We start from the raw sequence: 18588 nt of genomic DNA, 5'->3' as shown, positions 1-18588 counted from the left end.
GGAAACTCCATGAGCTCCATTCATCTTTTCGATCTGGCCGCAAGGCAAGTGCAGTGGCTGTCGGTCCGACAGGCCACCGTCGCTGGCAATGTCGCCAATGCGAACACGCCGGATTTCAAGGCGCGCGACGTTCAACCCTTCACCGATGTGCTGGACAAGACGCAGCTCACCATGGCTGCGACGAGTCCGCAGCATCTGGAATTCGAGGCAAACGGCATCGCAGGCGCACGCCTGCGTCCCGACGACATCACCGAGCAAACCCATTCCGGCAATACCGTCGATGTCGAACAGGAAATGATGAAGGCAGGCGAGATTTCCCGCGAATATTCGCTCAACACCAGCATCGTCAAAGCGTTCCACCGCATGATGCTGTCGGTCGCGAAGGGATAATCCATGTCTTCCGACGCCTTGCAGAATTCCCTGAAGATCGCAGCCTCCGGCCTTTCGGCCCAATCGACACGTCTGCGTATCGTTTCGGAAAACATCGCCAATGCCCAGTCGACGGGCCAGACGGCGACCGACGATCCCTATCGCCGCAAGACCGTTTCCTTCCGCACCGAGCTGGAACATGGCACGGGCGCCGCAGAAGTGCGCGTGGCCGATGTGGGCAAGGATACCTCACCCTTCGTCGAGCAATATGATCCGAGCCACCCCGCCGCCGACGAGCGCGGCTATGTCCGTTACCCCAACGTAAACATGGTCGTCGAAATGGCGGACATGCGTGAAGCCAACCGTTCTTATGAAGCCAATTTGCAGGTCGTCAGGCAGGCGCGTGAGCTGATCTCGATGACCATCGATCTCCTGAGGAGCACATAATGTACGACTCGATCATGAGCATTTCGGCGCGCAATGCGCTGTCGCGCCTTTCCGAAACCGTCGCCGGGAATGGCGTCGGTTCTGCCGCTTCCACGGTGGCTCCGCAGGCTGTTCCCGCAACGCCGGGCGCATCCTTTGGTGAAGTCCTGTCGCAGATGACGGATTCGGTCGGCCAGAAATTGCAGGCGGCGGAAGCCACCTCCATTCAGGGCATCAAGGGCGATGCGCCGGTGAATGAGGTGGTCAGCTCCGTCATGGAAGCTGAACAGTCGCTCCAGACCGCAATCGCGATCCGCGACAAGATCGTGCAGGCATATCTCGAGATCAGCCGCATGTCGATCTAGGTGTCTATTCCAAAAGTCGCCATGCCGGTCTGCAAATGGCGATTTCTACACTTCCGGTGCTCACGTACCCAAATGTACGCTCCGCTCCGGTTCTCGAAATCACCATTTTCGCCGCGGCCTGCCGCTTTTTGATTCAGACACCAACTCCATTCTGCCTTTTTCAGCTCTGCTGGAAATCTCGCACTGAGGACGCGCCATGAAAGCCCTGACGATTGCCGCAACCGGCATGAACGCCCAGCAGCTCAATCTGGAAGTGATCGCCAACAATATTGCCAATATCAATACAACGGGCTTCAAGCGCGCGCGTGCCGAGTTTTCGGACCTACTCTACCAGTCCGAGCGCACGGCAGGCGTTCCCAATCAGGCCAATGAGAGCATTGTGCCCGAAGGCGCGCTGGTCGGCCTTGGTGTCCAGACGGCGGCGGTGCGCAACCTGCATATTCAGGGCAGCTTCAACCAGACCGGAAATCCATTCGATCTGGCGCTGACCGGGCAGGGCTGGTTCCAGATCCAGAGCCCGACCGGCGAAACGCTCTATACCCGCGCTGGCGCATTCAACAAGAATGCCGATGGCCAGCTGGTGACGCTCGACGGAAATATTGTCCAGCCGGGCATCGTGGTTCCTGAAAATGCGCTTGAAGTAACCGTCAGCGATACCGGGCAGGTCTTTGCGAAGATTCAGGAACAGAACGGCATCCAGATCACCCCGCTCGGCCAGCTTCAGCTTGCGAATTTCACCAATGAAGCCGGTCTCGAACCTCTGGGCGACAATCTCTATCGCGAGACGGAAGCCTCCGGCGGGCCGCTGGTCGGCGATCCGGGCGATCCAGGTTTCGGTTCGGTCAAGCAGGGCTATCTCGAAGCATCGAATGTCGATCCGGTGAAGGAAATCACCGATCTGATTACGGCGCAGCGCGCCTATGAAATGAATTCCAAGGTCATTCAGGCCGCCGACGAAATGGCGGCGACTGTATCGAAGAACATGCGCTGACGGTGATCGCCATGAAACGCGCCCAAGGAAACGACATCAAAGCCCGTTCACGGTTCAGACGCGCCGCACTGGCTGCTGCCGCAGTGGCCGGTTTTGCCGCTGCTGCGATCTCGGGGGCTTCGGCCACCGACCGCATCGCTTTCGTTGTGCCTTCGGCGACCGTTTATCCCGGACAGGTCGTCAGCAATGTCGCGCTGGTCGAGAAGAAGTTTTACATCAGTGCGCCCGCCGCGCAGCAATATGTGCTGTCGGTGGATCAGGCTGACGGCAAGGTCGCGCGCAAGACGCTGATCGCGGGTAAGCCGATCCTCGTCGCCGCCCTCTCGGAGCCGTCGCTGGTCAAGCGTGGCGAGCCGGTGACGATGGTGTTCTCCACCGGTGTCATGACGATCACAGCCGTCGGCATACCGCTCGAGTCCGGGGCGGCAGGCGATTTCATAAAGGTACGCAACAGCGACAGCGGCGTCATCGTGCCCGGCACGATACTGGCCGATGGCCGTGTTCAAGTGGGGATGCGGTGAGAAAAACCTGGGCAACGCTGATCACCGTTCTGGCTCTCGCGCTTCAACCTGTTGCGGTTCTGGCGGATGAGTCGGCCAAGAATGTGAAGGATTTCGGCACCGCCGTCGAAGCGGACGCCGACTGGCTGGGTGCAGGCGGCGATCCGTCCAAGATGGCCTATGCTGAACTTGGTCGTGGCAGCGCTGTGGCACGCCTCAAGGATATCGCGACCATTCAGGGCGTGCGTGAAAACCAGCTCGTTGGTTACGGTCTGGTGATCGGCCTTAAGGGCACGGGTGACAGCCTGCGCAACTCGCCTTTCACCGAACAGTCCATGCGCGCCATGCTCGATAATCTCGGCATCAATGCGCCGCGCAATTCCACGCGTTCGAAGAACACGGCAGCGGTCATCGTGACCGCCAATCTGCCCGCCTTTGCCGGTTCCGGCTCGCGCATCGATGTGACGGTTTCGTCCATCGGCGACGCCACCTCCTTGCAGGGTGGCACGCTCGTCATGACGCAGCTGATGGGCGCCGACAACCAGATTTATGCAGTTGCGCAGGGCAATATGATAGTGTCCGGCTTTACCGCCGAAGGCGATGCAGCCACCGTGACGCAGGGCGTGCCGACATCGGGCCGCATTCCAAACGGTGCGCTGGTCGAGCGCGAGGTTGCCGGAAACTTCGGCAAGGACAGCGAGATGATCGTGGAGCTGCGCGATCCTGATTTCACGACTGCCGTGCGCACCGCCGATACGATCAATATCTTCGCCAAGCGCCGCTATGGGCGCGGTGTGGCGATTGCCCGCGATGCCAAGACCATCCGCCTGTCCCGTCCGAAAAATGTGCCCGCCGCCCGCTTTCTTGCGGAGCTGGAGGGCCTTCCGATCATCACGGATGAGGTGGCGCGCGTGGTGGTGGATGAGCGTACCGGCACGGTGGTCATCGGTTCGAAAGTACGCATTTCCAAAGTGGCAATCAGCCATGGTAGCCTGACGGTGCGCGTGACCGAAACGCCGATGGTCGTGCAGCCTGAACCATTCAGCGACGGTGTGACGGCGATGGAGCCGAACACCGATATCGCCGTCAACCAGCCCAATGCCAAGATCGGGATTCTGACCGGCGCCAATCTGGAAAATCTGGTCAAGGGCCTCAACCAGATGGGTGTGAAGCCGACCGGCATCATCGCTATCCTGCAGGCGATCAAATCTTCCGGCGCGCTTCACGCGGAACTGGTGGTGCAATGATGAGGCCGGGGATGACAGCAGACATGATCGTGAAACTGGCAATCCGCACCGGTTCGGCTTTGGCGCTGCTTTTTGCCAGCGCCTTGCCGGGATTGGCGCAGGAGGTGGCATCGCCTGCACCGCAAGCGCCAACTGTGGCCCCAACGGCGGCGGTTCCTGTTTCCGCGCCACCTGCGAACCTCGGCAATCTGGATGAAATCCGCAAGTTCTGCGGCAATATCGACAATCAGGCCGCAGACGCCCGCTATTCGTTGCAGGCCAAGCAGCTCACCGACCTCAAGGCCGAGGTGGACGAGCGGATGCAGGCGCTGGAAGAAAAGCGCAAGGAATACGAGATGTGGCTGAAGCGCCGCGACGAGTTCGTCAGCAAGGCGCAGGATTCGCTGGTCGACATCATTTCCAAGATGAAGCCGGATGCAGCGGCAGCCCAGATGGCCATGATCGGCGATGAGGCGGCGGCAGCCCTGATCCTCAAGCTCAACCCGCGTGTTTCGAGCATCATTCTGAATGAAATGCCGCCGGAAAAGGCAGCAAAGCTCGCACGCATCATCGTCGGATCGCAGCGCACGGGCGCAACGCCACCGGCGGTGAAGGACCAGCGCGCTCAGGCGCAAACCGGGAATACGGTGCAATGACAGGACGCATGAACAAGACCATTTTCGCCGCCACCGCTCTGGCGCTTCTGGCCGGTTGCGCCATGAAGCCGGAAGAAATCGGTCGTGCGCCGGACCTGTCGCCGGTTGCCGCCAATCTCGGCATGAACAACAATCCGCAATATAATGGTTATCCGTCGCGTCCGGCCAAGCCGGATTATTCGCTCTGGAACCAGCGCTCGACCAATTTCTTCAAGGACCCGCGCGCGGCCGAGCCGGGTGATGTGCTGACCGTCATCATTTCCATCAATGACCGCGCCAATCTCGACAACAAGACCGATCGCGAGCGGGTGTCGAAAGGCATTTATGGCGCGGGCGGCTCGTTCGCGACCAGCAGCAGCACGGGCGCCGGTGCTGGCGGCGACATGGACGGTTCCATCAACACCCATTCGGACAGCTCGTCCAAGGGCAAGGGCACAATCAAGCGCAGCGAGGATATCAGCCTACAGGTTGCGGCCATCGTCACCAACACGCTCCCGAACGGCAACATGATCATTCGCGGCTCGCAGGAGGTGCGCGTGAACAATGAGTTGCGTGTGCTGAATGTCGCCGGTGTCGTGCGTCCGCGGGATATTTCCGGTTCCAACACCATTTCCTACGACAAGATCGCCGAAGCCCGCATTTCCTATGGTGGTCGTGGACGGTTGAGCGAGGTGCAGCAGCCGCCATACGGCCAGCAAATTCTCGATCAGGTTTCTCCTTTTTAAAGCTGAGCATCGATGAGCGACACGGCACTGGACAAGAAAGACGGCAAGGCCAAAGGCTCCATGATGGGGCTTTTGGCGGCGGTCGTTGCTCTTACCGCTATCGCCGCCGGTGGCGGCTGGTATCTGGGCGGTATGATTTCCGCCGACCAGCAGGCGCTTGCCAAGACCACGGCCAAGGAAGACAAGCCGAAGCCGGGCGATTTCGAATCGCGCTCCATCGGCGCGGTTGTGCCGCTAAAGCCGATCATCACCAATCTCGGCATTCCGCAGAACACTTGGGTACGGCTGGAAGCTTCGCTGGTCGCCAAGCCCGGTCATGAAATACCGGCGGCCATGGCGGCCAGTGTCGGCGATGATTTTCTGAGCTTCCTGCGCAGTGTCAATCTCATGCAATTGCAAGGCGCGGCAGGGCTTGCCTATCTGCGCGCCGATCTCGAAGAACGCGCCCGCCTGCGCTCGGAAGGCGCGGTGGACCGGGTCTTTATTTCGGCACTGGTCGTAGAATGAAAAAACTCCTTGGTACAAGCGTTCTCCTGACGCTCGCACTCACCGTTTCGGCACAGGCCCAACAGGCCTTGACGCTGGATAATCTGCTACCCGCAGGCAGCGGTGCGGCCAGCGGCCAGATTGTCCAGCTCTTCGGTCTTTTGACCGTACTGTCCATCGCGCCCGGCCTTTTGATCATGGTGACGAGCTTTACGCGCTTCGCCATAGCCTTTTCCCTGCTTCGCTCGGGTCTTGGTCTCCAGACCGCGCCTGCCAGCATGGTGATGATCTCGCTCGCTCTGTTCATGACCTTCTATGTCATGGCGCCCGCCTTCGACCGCGCCTGGAACAATGGCTTGCAGCCGCTGATGCGTAACGAGATAACGCAACAGGCAGCCTTGACCGAGATTTCGCAGCCCTTTCGCGAATTCATGATGGGTCAGGTGCGCGACAAGGATCTGCGCCTGTTCGAAGACCTTGCCGATCCGTCCTTCCGCACCGGGGAGGATGGCATCGTCGATTTCCGCGTGCTGGTCCCGGCCTTCATGATTTCGGAACTGCGTCGCGGCTTTGAAATCGGCTTCCTGATCGTGCTGCCGTTTCTGGTGATCGATCTGGTCGTGGCGACGCTCACCATGTCCATGGGCATGATGATGCTGCCGCCGACAGTGATTTCGCTGCCGTTCAAGATTCTGTTCTTCGTGCTGATCGACGGCTGGAATATTCTGGTCGGAAGCCTGATTCGCTCGTTCTCCTGACCCGATTTGGAACAGTTGCCAAAGCGTCCGGCAAAATTCGGCGTCAAAATCTGAGAGATCGGTAAAATTCGGCAAAATAAATTAGCATTACTTTAATATTTGGGTTTTAAACGTCGGCACATGGTGGGTCCCTGCGACAGCGGAGACAGGCATGATGCCGCTCCACTATGCCGGTAAGTCCGGCCTGTCCCTCTGTATGATTTTTCCCAAGGGGCAAAATAATGGCTAGCATTCTGACCAACTCGGCAGCTCTGACTGCACTTCAGACCCTTTCCACGACCAACAAGTCGCTGGAAGCAACGCAGAACCGTATCTCGACTGGCCTCAAGGTCGCCGGTGCATCCGACAACGCCGCTTACTGGTCCATCGCAACGACCATGCGTTCGGACAACAAGGCCAACTCCGTCGTTCAGGATTCCCTCGGCCTCGGCGCTGGCAAGGTTGACACTGCCTACACGGCTATGAACAAGGCGATTGAAGTCGTCGATCAGATCAAGCAGAAGGTTCTTCTCGCGAAGACCTCCGGCACTGAAGATCGCGCCAAGATCCAGAGCGAAATTGCAACCTATGTTGCTCAGCTCAAGGACAATGTCGCTGGCGCCAACTACGCCGGTTCGAACCTGCTGACCTCGGATTCGACGAAGGACACTGCTGATCCTACTGCAACTCCGGCAGTGGCTGAAAGCAACGCGCTCAACGTCATCACCTCTTACAACCGCGACGCTTCGGGTAATGTGACCACCGGCACGATTTCGGTGAACTACTCCAGCACCCGTCTGATCGATACCGGTGGCACCACCGGCGTTCTCGACAAGACCACTGGTGCGTCGGGACAGTCGATCCTGTCCATCGACGTCAGCGACGTGACTGGCGTTACGGGCTATGACGCAGCCGACGAAGGCGCAGCGTTTGACAAGATTCTGACCGACGTTGAAGCCGCTCTCGGCTCGATGGCAACCTCTGCTGCCGAATTGGGTGCCGCAAAGGCACGCATCGACATGCAGAAGGATTTCGTTTCGAGTCTTTCGGACTCGATCGAAAAGGGCGTTGGCCAGCTCGTTGATGCTGACATGAACAAGGAATCGGCACGTCTGTCGGCTCTCCAGGTTCAGCAGCAGCTTGGCGTTCAGGCTCTGTCGATTGCCAACTCGTCGAACCAGAACATCCTGTCGCTGTTCCGCGGCTAATCGATAACTGAGTAGATAAAACGGAGAGGCGGGTCACCGGCTCTCGCGAGTTCTCAGGCAAATCAGGGGTTCGCATCCGGACCGACCTGATCGGACCGGATGTCTTTGGGCGGAAAAGGGGCGCGGGATCAATTCCGCGCCCCGCTTCGTTTCGGCGTTCAGAAAGCACGTGCTTTATCAGCCGCCACTTTCGCGCAAGCTTCGCGGTCTAGTTTGCATCCATCATGATGGCGGTGGTGTCGATGCAGCAGAATATCCAGCAATTGATCGAACAGCTCAAGGGAACGCTTGGCAAGCTTGGCGTGCGCAAGCTTGTTGCGCTCGGGCTTGTGGGGGCCGCCCTGATGGGAGCGATCCTCTACACGAGCTTCTATCTCAGCCGTCCATCCTATGAGACGCTTTATGTCGGCCTGTCGCGCGATGACGTGAACCGCATGGGCCTGGCACTCGGCGAAGCGGGCATTCCCTTCGACGTGAAGTCGGATGGTTCCTCCATTCTGGTGCCGATCGGCAAGGCGGAAACCGCCCGCATGTATCTCGCCGAAAAGGGCCTGCCCACCTCCAACAATGCCGGTTACGAGCTGTTCGACAATATGGGCTCGCTGGGCCTCACCTCCTTCATGCAGGAAATCACCCGCGTTCGCGCGCTTGAAGGCGAAATCGCCCGCACCATTCAGGCGATTCGCGGCGTGAAGGCCGCCCGCGTGCATATCGTTCTGGCTGAAAAAGGCTCGTTCCGCCGTGGCGACCAGAAGCCGTCCGCTTCGGTGGTCATTCGCGCGGAAGGCGGCTTTGCCGCCGATTCGGCGCAGTCGATTCGCCAGCTCGTTGCCGCCGCCGTACCGTCGCTCGATGCATCGTCGGTCACCGTCCTCGACACCAATGGCCGGCTTCTCGCCTCCGCTGGCGAGGCCGCCAATGGCGCGGCTCTCATGACCGCCTCGCTGGAACAGCAGGTTGCCGGTAATGTGGACGACAGCATCCGCAAGGCGCTGGCACCCTATCTTGGTCTTGGCCATTTCCAGACCAGCGTGCAGGCGACGCTCGACACTGATCGCCGCCAGATCAACGAGACGACCTTCGATCCCGAATCGCGTGTCGAACGTTCGGTCCGCGTGGTGCGCGAAAGCGGCGATTCCCGCAACAACCGCGATAACAACGCGACGGGTGTGGAACAGAACATCCCGCAGGAAGAAATCCAGAACCGCAATGGCGAGACCTCATCGGAAAAGACCGACCGGCGTGAGGAACTGACCAATTACGAAATGAACAGCAAGACGATTGCGACGGTGAGCGACGGTTATTCCGTCAAGCGCCTGTCGATTGCCGTCGTCATTGATCAGGCCCGCCTGCTGCAAACGGCTGGCACCACGCCGCCGCCTGCCAATTTCGTCGATCAGCAGATCACCAAGATTCGCGATCTCGTCGCCACGGCTGCCGGTCTCAATGCGGATCGCGGCGATGTCATCAATGTAACCGCCGTCAATTTCCTCGATCCGGCTGGTGCGGATATGGAGCCGGTTTCGGCGCCATGGACCGATACGCTGCTGCGCCAAAGCGGAAGCTATGTCAACGCGCTGGCCATCCTCGCCGCAGTTGGTCTTCTGATCTGGTTTGGCCTGCGTCCGCTGCTGCGTGACCAGACCGCGAAACCAGTGGGCACGGAAGTCGCCATCCGCGAAGCGGGTGAGGTTGCCACGCCGAATTTCGTCGGCACACAGGCAGGCAGCGAGGGCCAGCAGGCTGTGATCGGCGGGCCCGAAGCCTATGCCGACCAGATGAAGACCAGCCTCAGCGATTTGCGCCAGCGCATGCGCATGCCCGCCAAGCTTCGTCTGGAACAGATGATCGAGATGGATGAGGAGCGCGTTGCCGCCGTTCTCAAGCAGTGGATCAACGGAAACGCCGTGAAGCAGCCTGTCCATGCCGAACGGGCCGATGCACCGGAGCTTGAGGCTGCCTGATAATGAGCGCGCTCTCCCTCAGCCGTTACCTTCCTGATTTTTCGACCCATCGCGTGGCGGATGAGGCTGTGGAGATCATCGCCGCCCCTGCGCCGTCGCAACCGTTGAAGCCGGAGCCGGTTCGTCGCACCCAAGCGATTGACCCGAAAGCGGCGGCCCTTGCGGATAAGCTTGCCGCTGCCGAAAAGGCGGAAATGGCGGCCCTCATCGCAGCCGAGGAAGAAAAGCGCTCCGCCTTTGAAAACGGTCATGCCGAAGGCCATACGCTTGGCCGCGAGGAAGGCCATAAAGAAGCCGAAGCGCTTTACGAAGCTGAGAAGGCCCGGCTTTTGCGCGAGCATGAGACGGAAATCGAAAATCTTCGCGCCGCCTTTTCGCGGGAGCAGGCGCTGTTGCTGGCGCGCAGCCTGACCGAAGCACTGACTGCGCTGGAACAGAGTTTTTCCGGCCAGATTGCCGAGATTCTAGCGCCGCTTCTCGTCGGAAAGCTTGAACAGGACGCGGTTGCAGAATTTGCCCACCGCATTGCGGCGCTGGCGCTGGAAGGCGAAGCGCCGGAAATCTCCGGTCCGGCAGGACTGCTGGCCCCGCTACGCCACCATGCGGCTTTGCTACCCTCCGGCTGCCGGTTTGTCGAAAACGCGTCGGACGAATTGTCCTTTTCCTTTGGCGAACGGGTGCTGGAAACGCGCATCGCGCCGCTTCTTGATGAATTGAAGGCTGCGGTCCAATGAGCATCGATCCCGAAACCAAGCGCGAAATCATCATTGTTCGCCGTGGCGGGCATGACGACCATGACGGCCACCATGGCGGCGTGTGGAAGATTGCCTATGCCGACTTTATGACCGCCATGATGGCGTTCTTCCTCGTCATGTGGCTGATCAATGCCGCCAATGAGGAAACCAAGGCGGCTGTCGCCAGCTATTTTAATCCCGTCAAGTTGATGGACCGGCATTCCAGCCCCAAGGGCGTGCAGGATGTCGATGAGAAGGATGGCAAGGTTCGCTATGAAAGCGACCAGCAGGTCGAAAACAGCACCAAGGTCATCAACGACGCCACGACCGTGCCGCCGAGCGAGCAGGAGGAGCGCCAGCTTTTCCGCGAACCCTATGCGGTTTTGTCGGAACTGGCGCATGAAACCGGTGTGTTGCAGAATCAGTCAGCCAAGGGTGACGGCGGTACGTCGCAATCCGGTCCCGCCACCGGTGCCGACGGCGGCGATGCCTATCGCGATCCTTTCAGCCCGGATTACTGGTCGAGCAAGGCCGCGGACGAGCTGACGCCGCCGAATGCCGCGCCCTCCACGCCGCCCAAGCCGGAAACGCCGGAAGCAAAACCCGCCGAAACGCCGGCAAAAGATCAGGAACAGCTCATTGCGGAACTGAAAAAGGCTGCGGAAGGCGAAAAGCCCGCTGCGGCCAAGCCGGGCAGCAAGGCTGAGCCGATGCCGGATGTAACGGTGGTTCCGGTCAAGGGCGGCGTGATGATCCAGCTGACCGACAAGATCGACTACGGCATGTTCACAATCGGCTCTGCCAAGCCTGATGCGCGCGTGGTGCAGATGCTGGAACGCATAGCGCAGGTGATTTCCCGCCAGCCCGGCGAAGTCATCATCAGCGGTCACACCGATTCGCGCCCGTTCAAAAGCGCAAGCTATGACAACTGGCGTCTGTCGTCGGCGCGCGCGCAGATGGCCTATTACATGCTGGTGCGCGGCGGGCTGGATGAAAAGCGCGTGTTGCGCGTTGAAGGCTATGCCGACCGCCAGCCGAAAATCGCCAATGACCCGAATGCGGCTGAAAACCGCCGCATCGATATTTTCCTCAAGTCTGCCCCATGAAGCGGCTTGTTCAGCGCTCCCTGATGATTGCCTTGACCATGAGCCTGCCGCTGGCCGGAGCGCCGGTGCATGTCTTTGCACAGGCGCAACAGGGCGGCAGTGCGGGCGCAGCCTTGCCGGTGCTTGAGCCTTACAAGCTCGTGCGTTCGCTGCGCATGTTGCAGGATCAGGTGGTGGCGGGAAAGCCGGAAGCCGTGGTCATGCTGAACAAGCTTCTGGCTTTCATCAGCGCCGACATGGCGCGCGCGCCGAAGGAAGCATGGGATAATCCCGAAAACATTTATGCGGCGATCATCTATCTTTTTAATGGCGGTAATCCCGACGCGGTGCGCAAGGTTCTGGCCGATTTCAAGTCGGATGTCGTGCCGCAGGAACTGGTCAAGGGTGCTTTGGCCTATGCCTCCGGGCAGATGATCGAAGTGGTCAAGCTGTTCTCCGTTCCGCTGTCGCCGGATGTGCCTTCGGAGCTGAAAGCCTCCATCGTGCTCGTGACCGCAAGCCAGATGACAGCCTTCGATCCGGCGACCGCGCTGCTGCGGCTTGATCAGGTGCGGCTCGAAGCGCCGGGCACGCTGTTCGAGGAAGCGGCGATCCGCCGTTCGATGCCGATTGCAGCCAAGCTTGGCGATGCGGAAAAGATCCGGATGCTGGCGCGCAACTATCTGCAGCGCTTTCCCCGCTCGCCCTATATGCGTGATTTCATGGGACAATTCGTCAGCGCGGCGCTCAAGCTCAATGACCGCATCGGCAATGCCGAACTGGTGAAGCTGATCGCTGCCGCCGATCCGGTGATGCAATATTCGCTCTATCTCCAGATTGCGCGCGGCGCTCTGGTGGACGGCCAGACGGAGCGGGCGCGTTTCATGTCTGCGGAGGCGCGCAAGCTCGCCGACCGACTCAAAGCCGATCCGACCCGCGCCAATCTCTATGCGGCGGCAAGCGATGTCGCCTCCGATTCGGCGGGCAGCGCCTTGCGTGAACTGTCGCAGATTTCGCCTGATCGCCTGCAGGAACCTGACCGAAAGCTGTTGAAGGCAGCCGAGACGGTGGGCTCGGTCGTGACCCGCGCGCCGAGCGCACTGCCGCCAGCAAAAGCAGCGCCTGAACCCGCTGTGGAGGACCGCAAGGTGCCTGCTATGGCAGTGGCGGACGCACCCGTTACCGCGCCCGCCGCAATACCGGCTTCGTCGCCGGTTGCGGGCTGGAAACCGACACCGGCGCAGCCAACTGACGATCTGCAGAAGACCATGGACGATGCCCGGCGCAAACTTGCCGAGATCGACGCTTTGCTAGGGGAGACCATTCAATGAGCGTGGATATTTTGCTCGGTCAGGCCGGACGGATGGCGTCGCCGACCCGCAGTCTGGCGCCCCAGCAAAGCAATGGGCAAGGCAAGGCAAATGTGGATGGGCAGGAAAATTCCGAGCCGTCGCAGCTGTTTGGCGCGCTTCTGGAAAAGCCGCATGGCAAGCCGGTCGCGAAGGGCGATGACGCCGATACTGCGCTCAGCGATGAGCCCGATGAGCAGAAAGCGGATGCGTCCACGCAAGGGACAAACTGGGCCGTGACACAGAATGTCCTTTCTTTGGCCGCCAATATGCCCAATTTGAACGGCGAAAGCCACAATTCCGCCACAGAAAATCTCGCGAAAAAGGCTGGAAAAGCTGCTTTGGCGCAATCGGACGACATGAATCCGAACGCTGTTGAAGGCGAGGGTGCTGAGGTCGGAGCGGATACCGTCAGCGACATGAGGCGGAAGGCCGAGGCAGCTCAGAATCTCCAGCCTGGTGTCAGTGCAAAGCCGTCTTCCAAATCCGGCGAGGCTGTGTCGGGCGACACGAACGACGCGCAGTCGGATAAGCCAACTGAAAATGCCGATGCAGACCTTACCGATCTGATGAAAGCCGAAAAGCCAGCGGGTAATCAGCCGGCTAATTCCAGCAATGCTGATCGCGGTGTCTTCCAGCCGCTGCAAGCCGCTGGCAAGTCCGCTGCTCCGGTGGATGGCAAGGTGGCGACTGCCACGCCGCAGGCGGTTCGCGTGGCGGATGTGCAGGTGGTTTCCGAGCGCAGCTTTGGTTCGGTGAAGACGCTTCAAATACGGCTTGATCCCGTCGATCTGGGGCAGGTGACGGCGCGCATCCGCGTTGTGCCGGACGGTGTAGAAGTGCATCTGGTCGCGGATAAGGCGCAGGCCGCTGAAGCGCTTTCCGCTGACCGCTCGATCATCGAGAAGGCGCTGAAAAGTGCCGGTATCGCGGACGATGCCCGCATCTCCGTAACGGTTACAGACCGCACTGCGGCAAGCGCGGTCCAGCACACGGCGGCGGGGCAAGGCGCTGGCCAGCAGCAGGCCGGCGCGCAACAGCAATCATCCGGCCAGCAACAGGCCTTCAATATGCAAGGCGGCTTCGATGGCCGCAATGGCGCGCAATCTCAGGCACAGGCTCAGTTTGCAAGCGGCGAGGGCAGGCAGAATGGTGATTCCAGCCAAACGGGACAAGACCGGTCCGGCAAGCAGACAGGTTCCGAAACTGCGGCGCGCGACACTGTTGCAGGCACTGCTGGCCGCAGTCGCGGTCTGGTTGTGTAACGCCAGTGCCGCTCTGGCGGAGAATGTCTGCGAGCGTGAAATGCATCGCGCTTCGGCGCGCTATGACGTGCCGCTCGGCATCCTCTACGCTGTCGGCCTGACGGAAACCGGGCGCAAGAATTCACTGCAACCCTATGCGATGAATATTGAGGGCCGGGCGGAATTTCTGCCGTCGCAAGGGGCCGCCCTCAAGCGTTTTACCGAGGTGCGCGCCGGGGGAGCCAAGCTCATCGATCTCGGTTGCATGCAGATCAACTACTACTATCACGGGCAGGAATTTCCATCGGTCGCAGCCATGCTGATGCCGAGCCTCAATGTCGATTACGCGGCGCGCTTTCTCAAGCAGCTTCACACCCGTGAAGGCAACTGGACGATGGCTGTCGCGCGCTATCATGCAGGCCCGAACAACAATCCCGCACAGAAGCGATATGTCTGCCGGGTGATGGCAAATATGGTCGCGACGGGCTTCGGAAACTGGACGCCAGACGCAAAAATATTTTGCGGAGCGTAACGGGCGGCCTCCCTGGACCATCAGTGAATCATTAAATTTTTAATGGTTGTAAAGCGGTGTCGCATACACGCCATTTGCAACCCTGCAATCAGTGATTGTCATAAGGATTGGGGACTAATTTAGGTTAGCGATAATTAACCCCTTGTAATGAATCGTAAAACATCGTGAGCCGTTAACCTCTCGTTAAGGTTCGCCTGGCTATCATTACAAGGTGCAATGCAATCTGCACGATTCCCATAAAATTAGATAATGCTAAAATGCCTCCCAATTTATTGCGGGCAATTTCTTGCCATTGTCGCCGAGTCACTCCGCCAGTTACCTCTGTCTTGCTTGGGCTAACATATTGATTCGGAAGGCGGGCCGATGATTGTCGTCGTGGATGACAGAGATATTGTCACTGAAGGCTATGCCTCTTGGTTTGGCCGTGAAGGCATCACGACGACGGGCTTCACACCGGCAGATTTTGATGAATGGGTAGAGACTGTTCCGCGGCAGGATATTATGGCCGTCGAAGCGTTCCTCATTGGCGAATGCGCAACCCAGCATCGTCTTCCTGCCCGAATTCGTGAACGCTGCAAGGCCCCCGTCATCGCCCTTAACGACCGTCCCTCGCTGGAGCATACGCTGGAGCTTTTTCAATCCGGGGTTGACGATGTCGTTCGCAAGCCGATCCACGTGCGCGAAATCCTCGCCCGCATCAATGCGATCCGCCGCCGCGCCGCAGGCGCGCAGAGCGTTGCGGAAACCGGCACCGAGCTTGGCCCGATCCGCGTTTTTTCCGATGGGCGCGATCCACAGATCAATGGCGTCGATTTTCCGCTGCCGCGCCGCGAGCGCCGCATACTGGAATATCTGATCGCCAATCGCGGTCGCCGCATCAACAAGGCGCAGATTTTTGGTGCGATCTACGGCATCTTCGACAGTGAAGTCGAAGAAAACGTCGTGGAAAGCCACATCAGCAAGCTGCGCAAGAAGTTGCGCGAGCAACTTGGTTTCGATCCCATCGATTCCAAGCGCTTCCTCGGCTACTGCATCAGCATCGAGTAGTGCCCCGTTCATTGTGTGAATGGTTTGCTTGTGTTCCGCGTTCAAGGCTTCGGGCAGTTTTAAAACGGATTTCCGTCTCAAAAGCTGCACTGCATTCCCGGTAAAAAATCAAAAATCTCGCGAAGCTACAGCTTCACGCAAGCATGGCACGTTAGAATCGTAACAAGTTCTAAAATTCTCGGCTAAAATTCTCAGGAGCTGGCAATGAGTCTCTACGGTATGATGCGGACGGGTGTTTCGGGCATGAATGCCCAGGCCAACCGTCTCTCGGCTGTCGCGGACAATATCGCGAATGCGAGCACGATCGGCTACAAGCGCGCCGAAACGCAGTTTTCCTCGCTTGTTCTGCCGAGCAGTGGCGGCCAGTACAATTCCGGCAGCGTACTGACTTCGGTGCGTTACGGTATTTCGGATCAGGGCGGCATCCGCTCCACGTCGTCCACGACCGACCTTGCCATTGACGGCAACGGCTATTTTCTCGTGCAGGGCGCGGATGGCGCAACCTATCTGACGCGCGCGGGTTCGTTCGTGCCGGACAAGGATGGCAATCTGGTCAATACGGCGGGCTATTACCTGCTCGGATCGGCTGACGGCAATGTCGCGCCAGACCTGAACGGCCTCTCGATCGTCAATGTCAATGCGCCGGACCTTACGGCAATCGGCAGCACGAACGGCACCTTCACGGTCAACCTGCCGACGACCGACACGCCTCCTGCGACGGCAGGCGATTATAACCACAAGACGTCGCTCATCTCCTACAACAATGCCGGTGAGGCGGTGAAGCTCGACGTCTATTTCACCAAGAACGCGGATGATACCTGGTCGGTCTCGGTCAAGAACGCTGCCGATAATGTTGAAATCGGCACGGGCACGCTGACCTTCGATCCCGCGACGGGCGCGGTGGTTTCCGGCGGCAATATTTCTGTCGATCTGACCGGCTATAATGGCGGTACGCTCGATCTCAATCTCGGCGCGTCGACGGCGCGTACAGGCAACTACACGATCTCGCAGGCCACCATCAACGGTCAGGCGCCATCGTCGCTGCAAAGCGTCGATGTGGGCGCGGACGGTTCGGTCGTCGCGATTTATGAAAACGGCTCGCAGCAGGTGCTCTATCGTTTGCCGCTGGCAACCGTGGCCAGCCCCGACCGCATGACGGTGGTGAGCGGCAACGTGTTTTCGCCAAGCGCCGCATCAGGCGGGGTGAGGGTCGGCTATCCGCAGGGCGATGGCATGGGCAAGATCATGTCGGGCTCGCTTGAGGAATCAAACGCCGATATCGCGCAGGAGCTGACCGACATGATCGAAGCCCAGCGCAGCTATACGGCCAATTCGAAAGTCTTCCAGACCGGCTCCGAACTCATGGACGTTCTGGTCAATCTGAAGAGATAGTTTGAGCGTTTGCGGGAAGGGCGACTTTCCCGCAAACGCCGTATTTTACATTACGGGTCGCGGTTTGCGATTTGGATGAGGGGAAAAGGATGTCACTTAGTTCTGCTCTATCGACGGCCAAGAGTTCGCTTGCGGCCACGTCCAAGCAGACATCGGTTGTTTCGCGCAATATTGCTGGCGTGAACGATCCCGACTATTCGCGCCGCACTGCTTCCCTCGTTTCCGGGCCTTATGGCTCGCTTTATGTGAATGTCACCCGTTCGGCGGATGAAGCGCTGTTCAATCGCTACATCCAGTCCAACAGCACGGCGGCCTCTTCGTCGGCTCTCGCAAGCGGTCTTGACCGCCTTTCGTCGATTTATTCCGCCGACAATTATTCCGGTTCGCCATCGGCGCTGATGGGCGATTTGCGCGATGCGCTCCAGACCTATGCGGCATCGCCGTCCAATTCGTCGCTCGGCGATAGCGTCGTGTCGACGGCGCAGGCGCTTGCCAATGCGCTGAATGACGGCACCAAGCAGGTGCAGACGCTGCGCGAGGATGCCGATAGCGAAATCGCGCTGTCGGTTGCCAGTATCAACGATCTTCTGTCGAAGTTCGAACAGGTCAATAAGGATGTGGTCAGCGGCACGCGCGCCGGGCGTGACGTGTCCGATGCGCTGGATCAGCGCGATTCGCTCCTCAAGCAGATTTCCGGCGAGCTTGGCATCACCACCATGACGCGCGGCGACAATGACATGGTCATTTTCGCCGATAATGGCGTGACGCTGTTTGAGACCACGGCACGCACCGTGACCTTTGCGCCATCGGGCAGCCTGACGGCTGGCACAGCCGGCAATGCCGTGCTGGTGGATGGCGTGCCGCTCAGCCACGATACTTTCGACCAGCCTTATGGCACGGGTCGTCTCAGCGGGCTTCTCCAATTGCGCGATCAGATTGCGCCGCAATACCAGATGCAGCTTGACGAGATCGCACGCGGCCTCGTCACCATGTTTTCCGAATCGGACCAGTCCGGCAATGGCGGCGCGGATCAAACCGGCCTGTTCGGCTGGTCTGGTTCGCCAGCAGTGCCGGGCGCTGGCCTGACCTCTGGCATTGCAGGCTCGATCAAGGTTTCCTCCGCATTCGTCACCGCGCAGGGCGGCAACCCGACCTATCTGCGTGACGGTGGCGCCAATGGCGCCGACTATGTTTATAATGCGGAAAACGCCGCCGGTTTCACCGACCGTCTGCTGGCGCTGAACGAAGCATTTTCGACGCCATTTTCCTTCGACGCCGCAGCCGGGCTCAAGGCCAATGCGAGCCTGACGGATTATGGTTCGTCCTCGGTCAGCTGGCTTGAAGGCAAGCGTCAGACGGCCAACAACGAATATAACTACAACCAGACGGTAGCGACCCAGGCCGATCAGGCCATGTCCAACGCCAACGGTGTCAATATCGATACCGAAATGGCGCTGCTTCTCGATCTGGAACATTCCTATCAGGCATCGAGCCGCGTATTGACGACGGTTAGCGCGATGCTCGACGATTTGCTCGCGGCGGTGTGAGGCTC

At 59.5% G+C, this 18588-nt stretch carries 20 protein-coding genes; all 20 read left to right on the top strand.

Translation table 11 applies throughout. The features are described 5' to 3' along the window. Positions 1-9 precede the first annotated feature (9 nt). Complete coding sequence (flgB, locus tag WIX40_RS04990; protein WP_109367894.1) at positions 10-390, top strand: flagellar basal body rod protein FlgB; 381 nt, start codon at positions 10-12, stop codon at positions 388-390. A 3-nt stretch (positions 391-393) separates the two neighbouring features. After that, a complete protein-coding gene (gene flgC / locus WIX40_RS04985) occupies positions 394-816 on the top strand; it encodes a flagellar basal body rod protein FlgC (protein WP_339438891.1) in 423 nt (140 codons plus the stop codon). Beyond that, positions 816-1160, top strand: a complete 345-nt coding sequence (gene fliE / locus WIX40_RS04980; RefSeq protein ID WP_339438889.1) for a flagellar hook-basal body complex protein FliE — start codon at positions 816-818, stop codon at positions 1158-1160. The genes flgC and fliE overlap by 1 nt, the downstream gene beginning before the upstream one ends. A gap of 196 nt (positions 1161-1356) precedes the next feature. Beyond that, on the top strand, positions 1357-2151 hold the full coding sequence (flgG, locus tag WIX40_RS04975; protein ID WP_109367891.1) for a flagellar basal-body rod protein FlgG: 795 nt from the start codon (positions 1357-1359) through the stop codon (positions 2149-2151). Next, entirely contained in the window at positions 2148-2672 is a 525-nt protein-coding gene (gene flgA, locus WIX40_RS04970; RefSeq protein WP_371830900.1) for a flagellar basal body P-ring formation chaperone FlgA, read from the top strand. The genes flgG and flgA overlap by 4 nt, the downstream gene beginning before the upstream one ends. Next, positions 2669-3898, top strand: a complete 1230-nt coding sequence (locus tag WIX40_RS04965; RefSeq protein ID WP_109367890.1) for a flagellar basal body P-ring protein FlgI — start codon at positions 2669-2671, stop codon at positions 3896-3898. Before flgA ends, WIX40_RS04965 begins: the two co-directional genes overlap by 4 nt. An 11-nt stretch (positions 3899-3909) precedes the next feature. Further along, the gene (locus WIX40_RS04960) at positions 3910-4533 is read left to right on the top strand and encodes a MotE family protein (protein ID WP_235858966.1); all 624 of its coding nucleotides are present in this window, start codon (positions 3910-3912) and stop codon (positions 4531-4533) included. Next, entirely contained in the window at positions 4530-5258 is a 729-nt protein-coding gene (gene flgH / locus WIX40_RS04955; RefSeq protein ID WP_371831102.1) for a flagellar basal body L-ring protein FlgH, read from the top strand. The genes WIX40_RS04960 and flgH overlap by 4 nt, the downstream gene beginning before the upstream one ends. A 12-nt stretch (positions 5259-5270) precedes the next feature. Next, entirely contained in the window at positions 5271-5765 is a 495-nt protein-coding gene (locus tag WIX40_RS04950) for a flagellar basal body-associated FliL family protein (RefSeq protein WP_124915240.1), read from the top strand. Continuing rightward, entirely contained in the window at positions 5762-6502 is a 741-nt protein-coding gene (gene fliP, locus WIX40_RS04945; RefSeq protein ID WP_339438881.1) for a flagellar type III secretion system pore protein FliP, read from the top strand. The genes WIX40_RS04950 and fliP overlap by 4 nt, the downstream gene beginning before the upstream one ends. Before the next feature lie 221 nt (positions 6503-6723). After that, on the top strand, positions 6724-7689 hold the full coding sequence (locus WIX40_RS04940) for a flagellin N-terminal helical domain-containing protein (RefSeq protein ID WP_140024578.1): 966 nt from the start codon (positions 6724-6726) through the stop codon (positions 7687-7689). Positions 7690-7916: 227 nt separating this feature from the next. Next, a complete protein-coding gene (fliF, locus tag WIX40_RS04935) occupies positions 7917-9653 on the top strand; it encodes a flagellar basal-body MS-ring/collar protein FliF (RefSeq protein WP_140024751.1) in 1737 nt (578 codons plus the stop codon). Positions 9654-9655: 2 nt separating this feature from the next. Continuing rightward, positions 9656-10387, top strand: coding sequence for a hypothetical protein (locus tag WIX40_RS04930; protein WP_339438878.1), 732 nt, complete (start codon positions 9656-9658; stop codon positions 10385-10387). Next, positions 10384-11493, top strand: coding sequence for a flagellar motor protein MotB (locus WIX40_RS04925; RefSeq protein ID WP_339438876.1), 1110 nt, complete (start codon positions 10384-10386; stop codon positions 11491-11493). Before WIX40_RS04930 ends, WIX40_RS04925 begins: the two co-directional genes overlap by 4 nt. Next, on the top strand, positions 11490-12803 hold the full coding sequence (locus tag WIX40_RS04920) for a chemotaxis protein (protein ID WP_339438874.1): 1314 nt from the start codon (positions 11490-11492) through the stop codon (positions 12801-12803). Before WIX40_RS04925 ends, WIX40_RS04920 begins: the two co-directional genes overlap by 4 nt. Then, the gene (gene fliK / locus WIX40_RS04915; protein WP_140024574.1) at positions 12800-14086 is read left to right on the top strand and encodes a flagellar hook-length control protein FliK; all 1287 of its coding nucleotides are present in this window, start codon (positions 12800-12802) and stop codon (positions 14084-14086) included. The genes WIX40_RS04920 and fliK overlap by 4 nt, the downstream gene beginning before the upstream one ends. Before the next feature lie 40 nt (positions 14087-14126). After that, positions 14127-14597, top strand: coding sequence for a transglycosylase SLT domain-containing protein (locus WIX40_RS04910; protein WP_319080433.1), 471 nt, complete (start codon positions 14127-14129; stop codon positions 14595-14597). Positions 14598-14960: 363 nt separating this feature from the next. Next, a complete protein-coding gene (gene ftcR / locus WIX40_RS04905; protein ID WP_109367882.1) occupies positions 14961-15644 on the top strand; it encodes a flagellar transcriptional regulator FtcR in 684 nt (227 codons plus the stop codon). Positions 15645-15848: 204 nt separating this feature from the next. Then, positions 15849-17036 (top strand): flagellar hook protein FlgE, encoded by a 1188-nt coding sequence (locus WIX40_RS04900; RefSeq protein WP_109367881.1) that lies wholly within the window; start codon positions 15849-15851, stop codon positions 17034-17036. A gap of 89 nt (positions 17037-17125) precedes the next feature. Further along, complete coding sequence (gene flgK, locus WIX40_RS04895) at positions 17126-18583, top strand: flagellar hook-associated protein FlgK (protein ID WP_339438871.1); 1458 nt, start codon at positions 17126-17128, stop codon at positions 18581-18583. The last annotated feature ends 5 nt before the right edge of the window (positions 18584-18588 follow it).

It is taken from the genome of Ochrobactrum teleogrylli (genome assembly GCF_037482325.1).
Lineage (GTDB): Bacteria > Pseudomonadota > Alphaproteobacteria > Rhizobiales > Rhizobiaceae > Brucella > Brucella teleogrylli.
The sequence above is the reverse complement of the archived record's forward strand: the minus strand, read 5'-3'. Positions and strand labels throughout refer to the sequence as shown.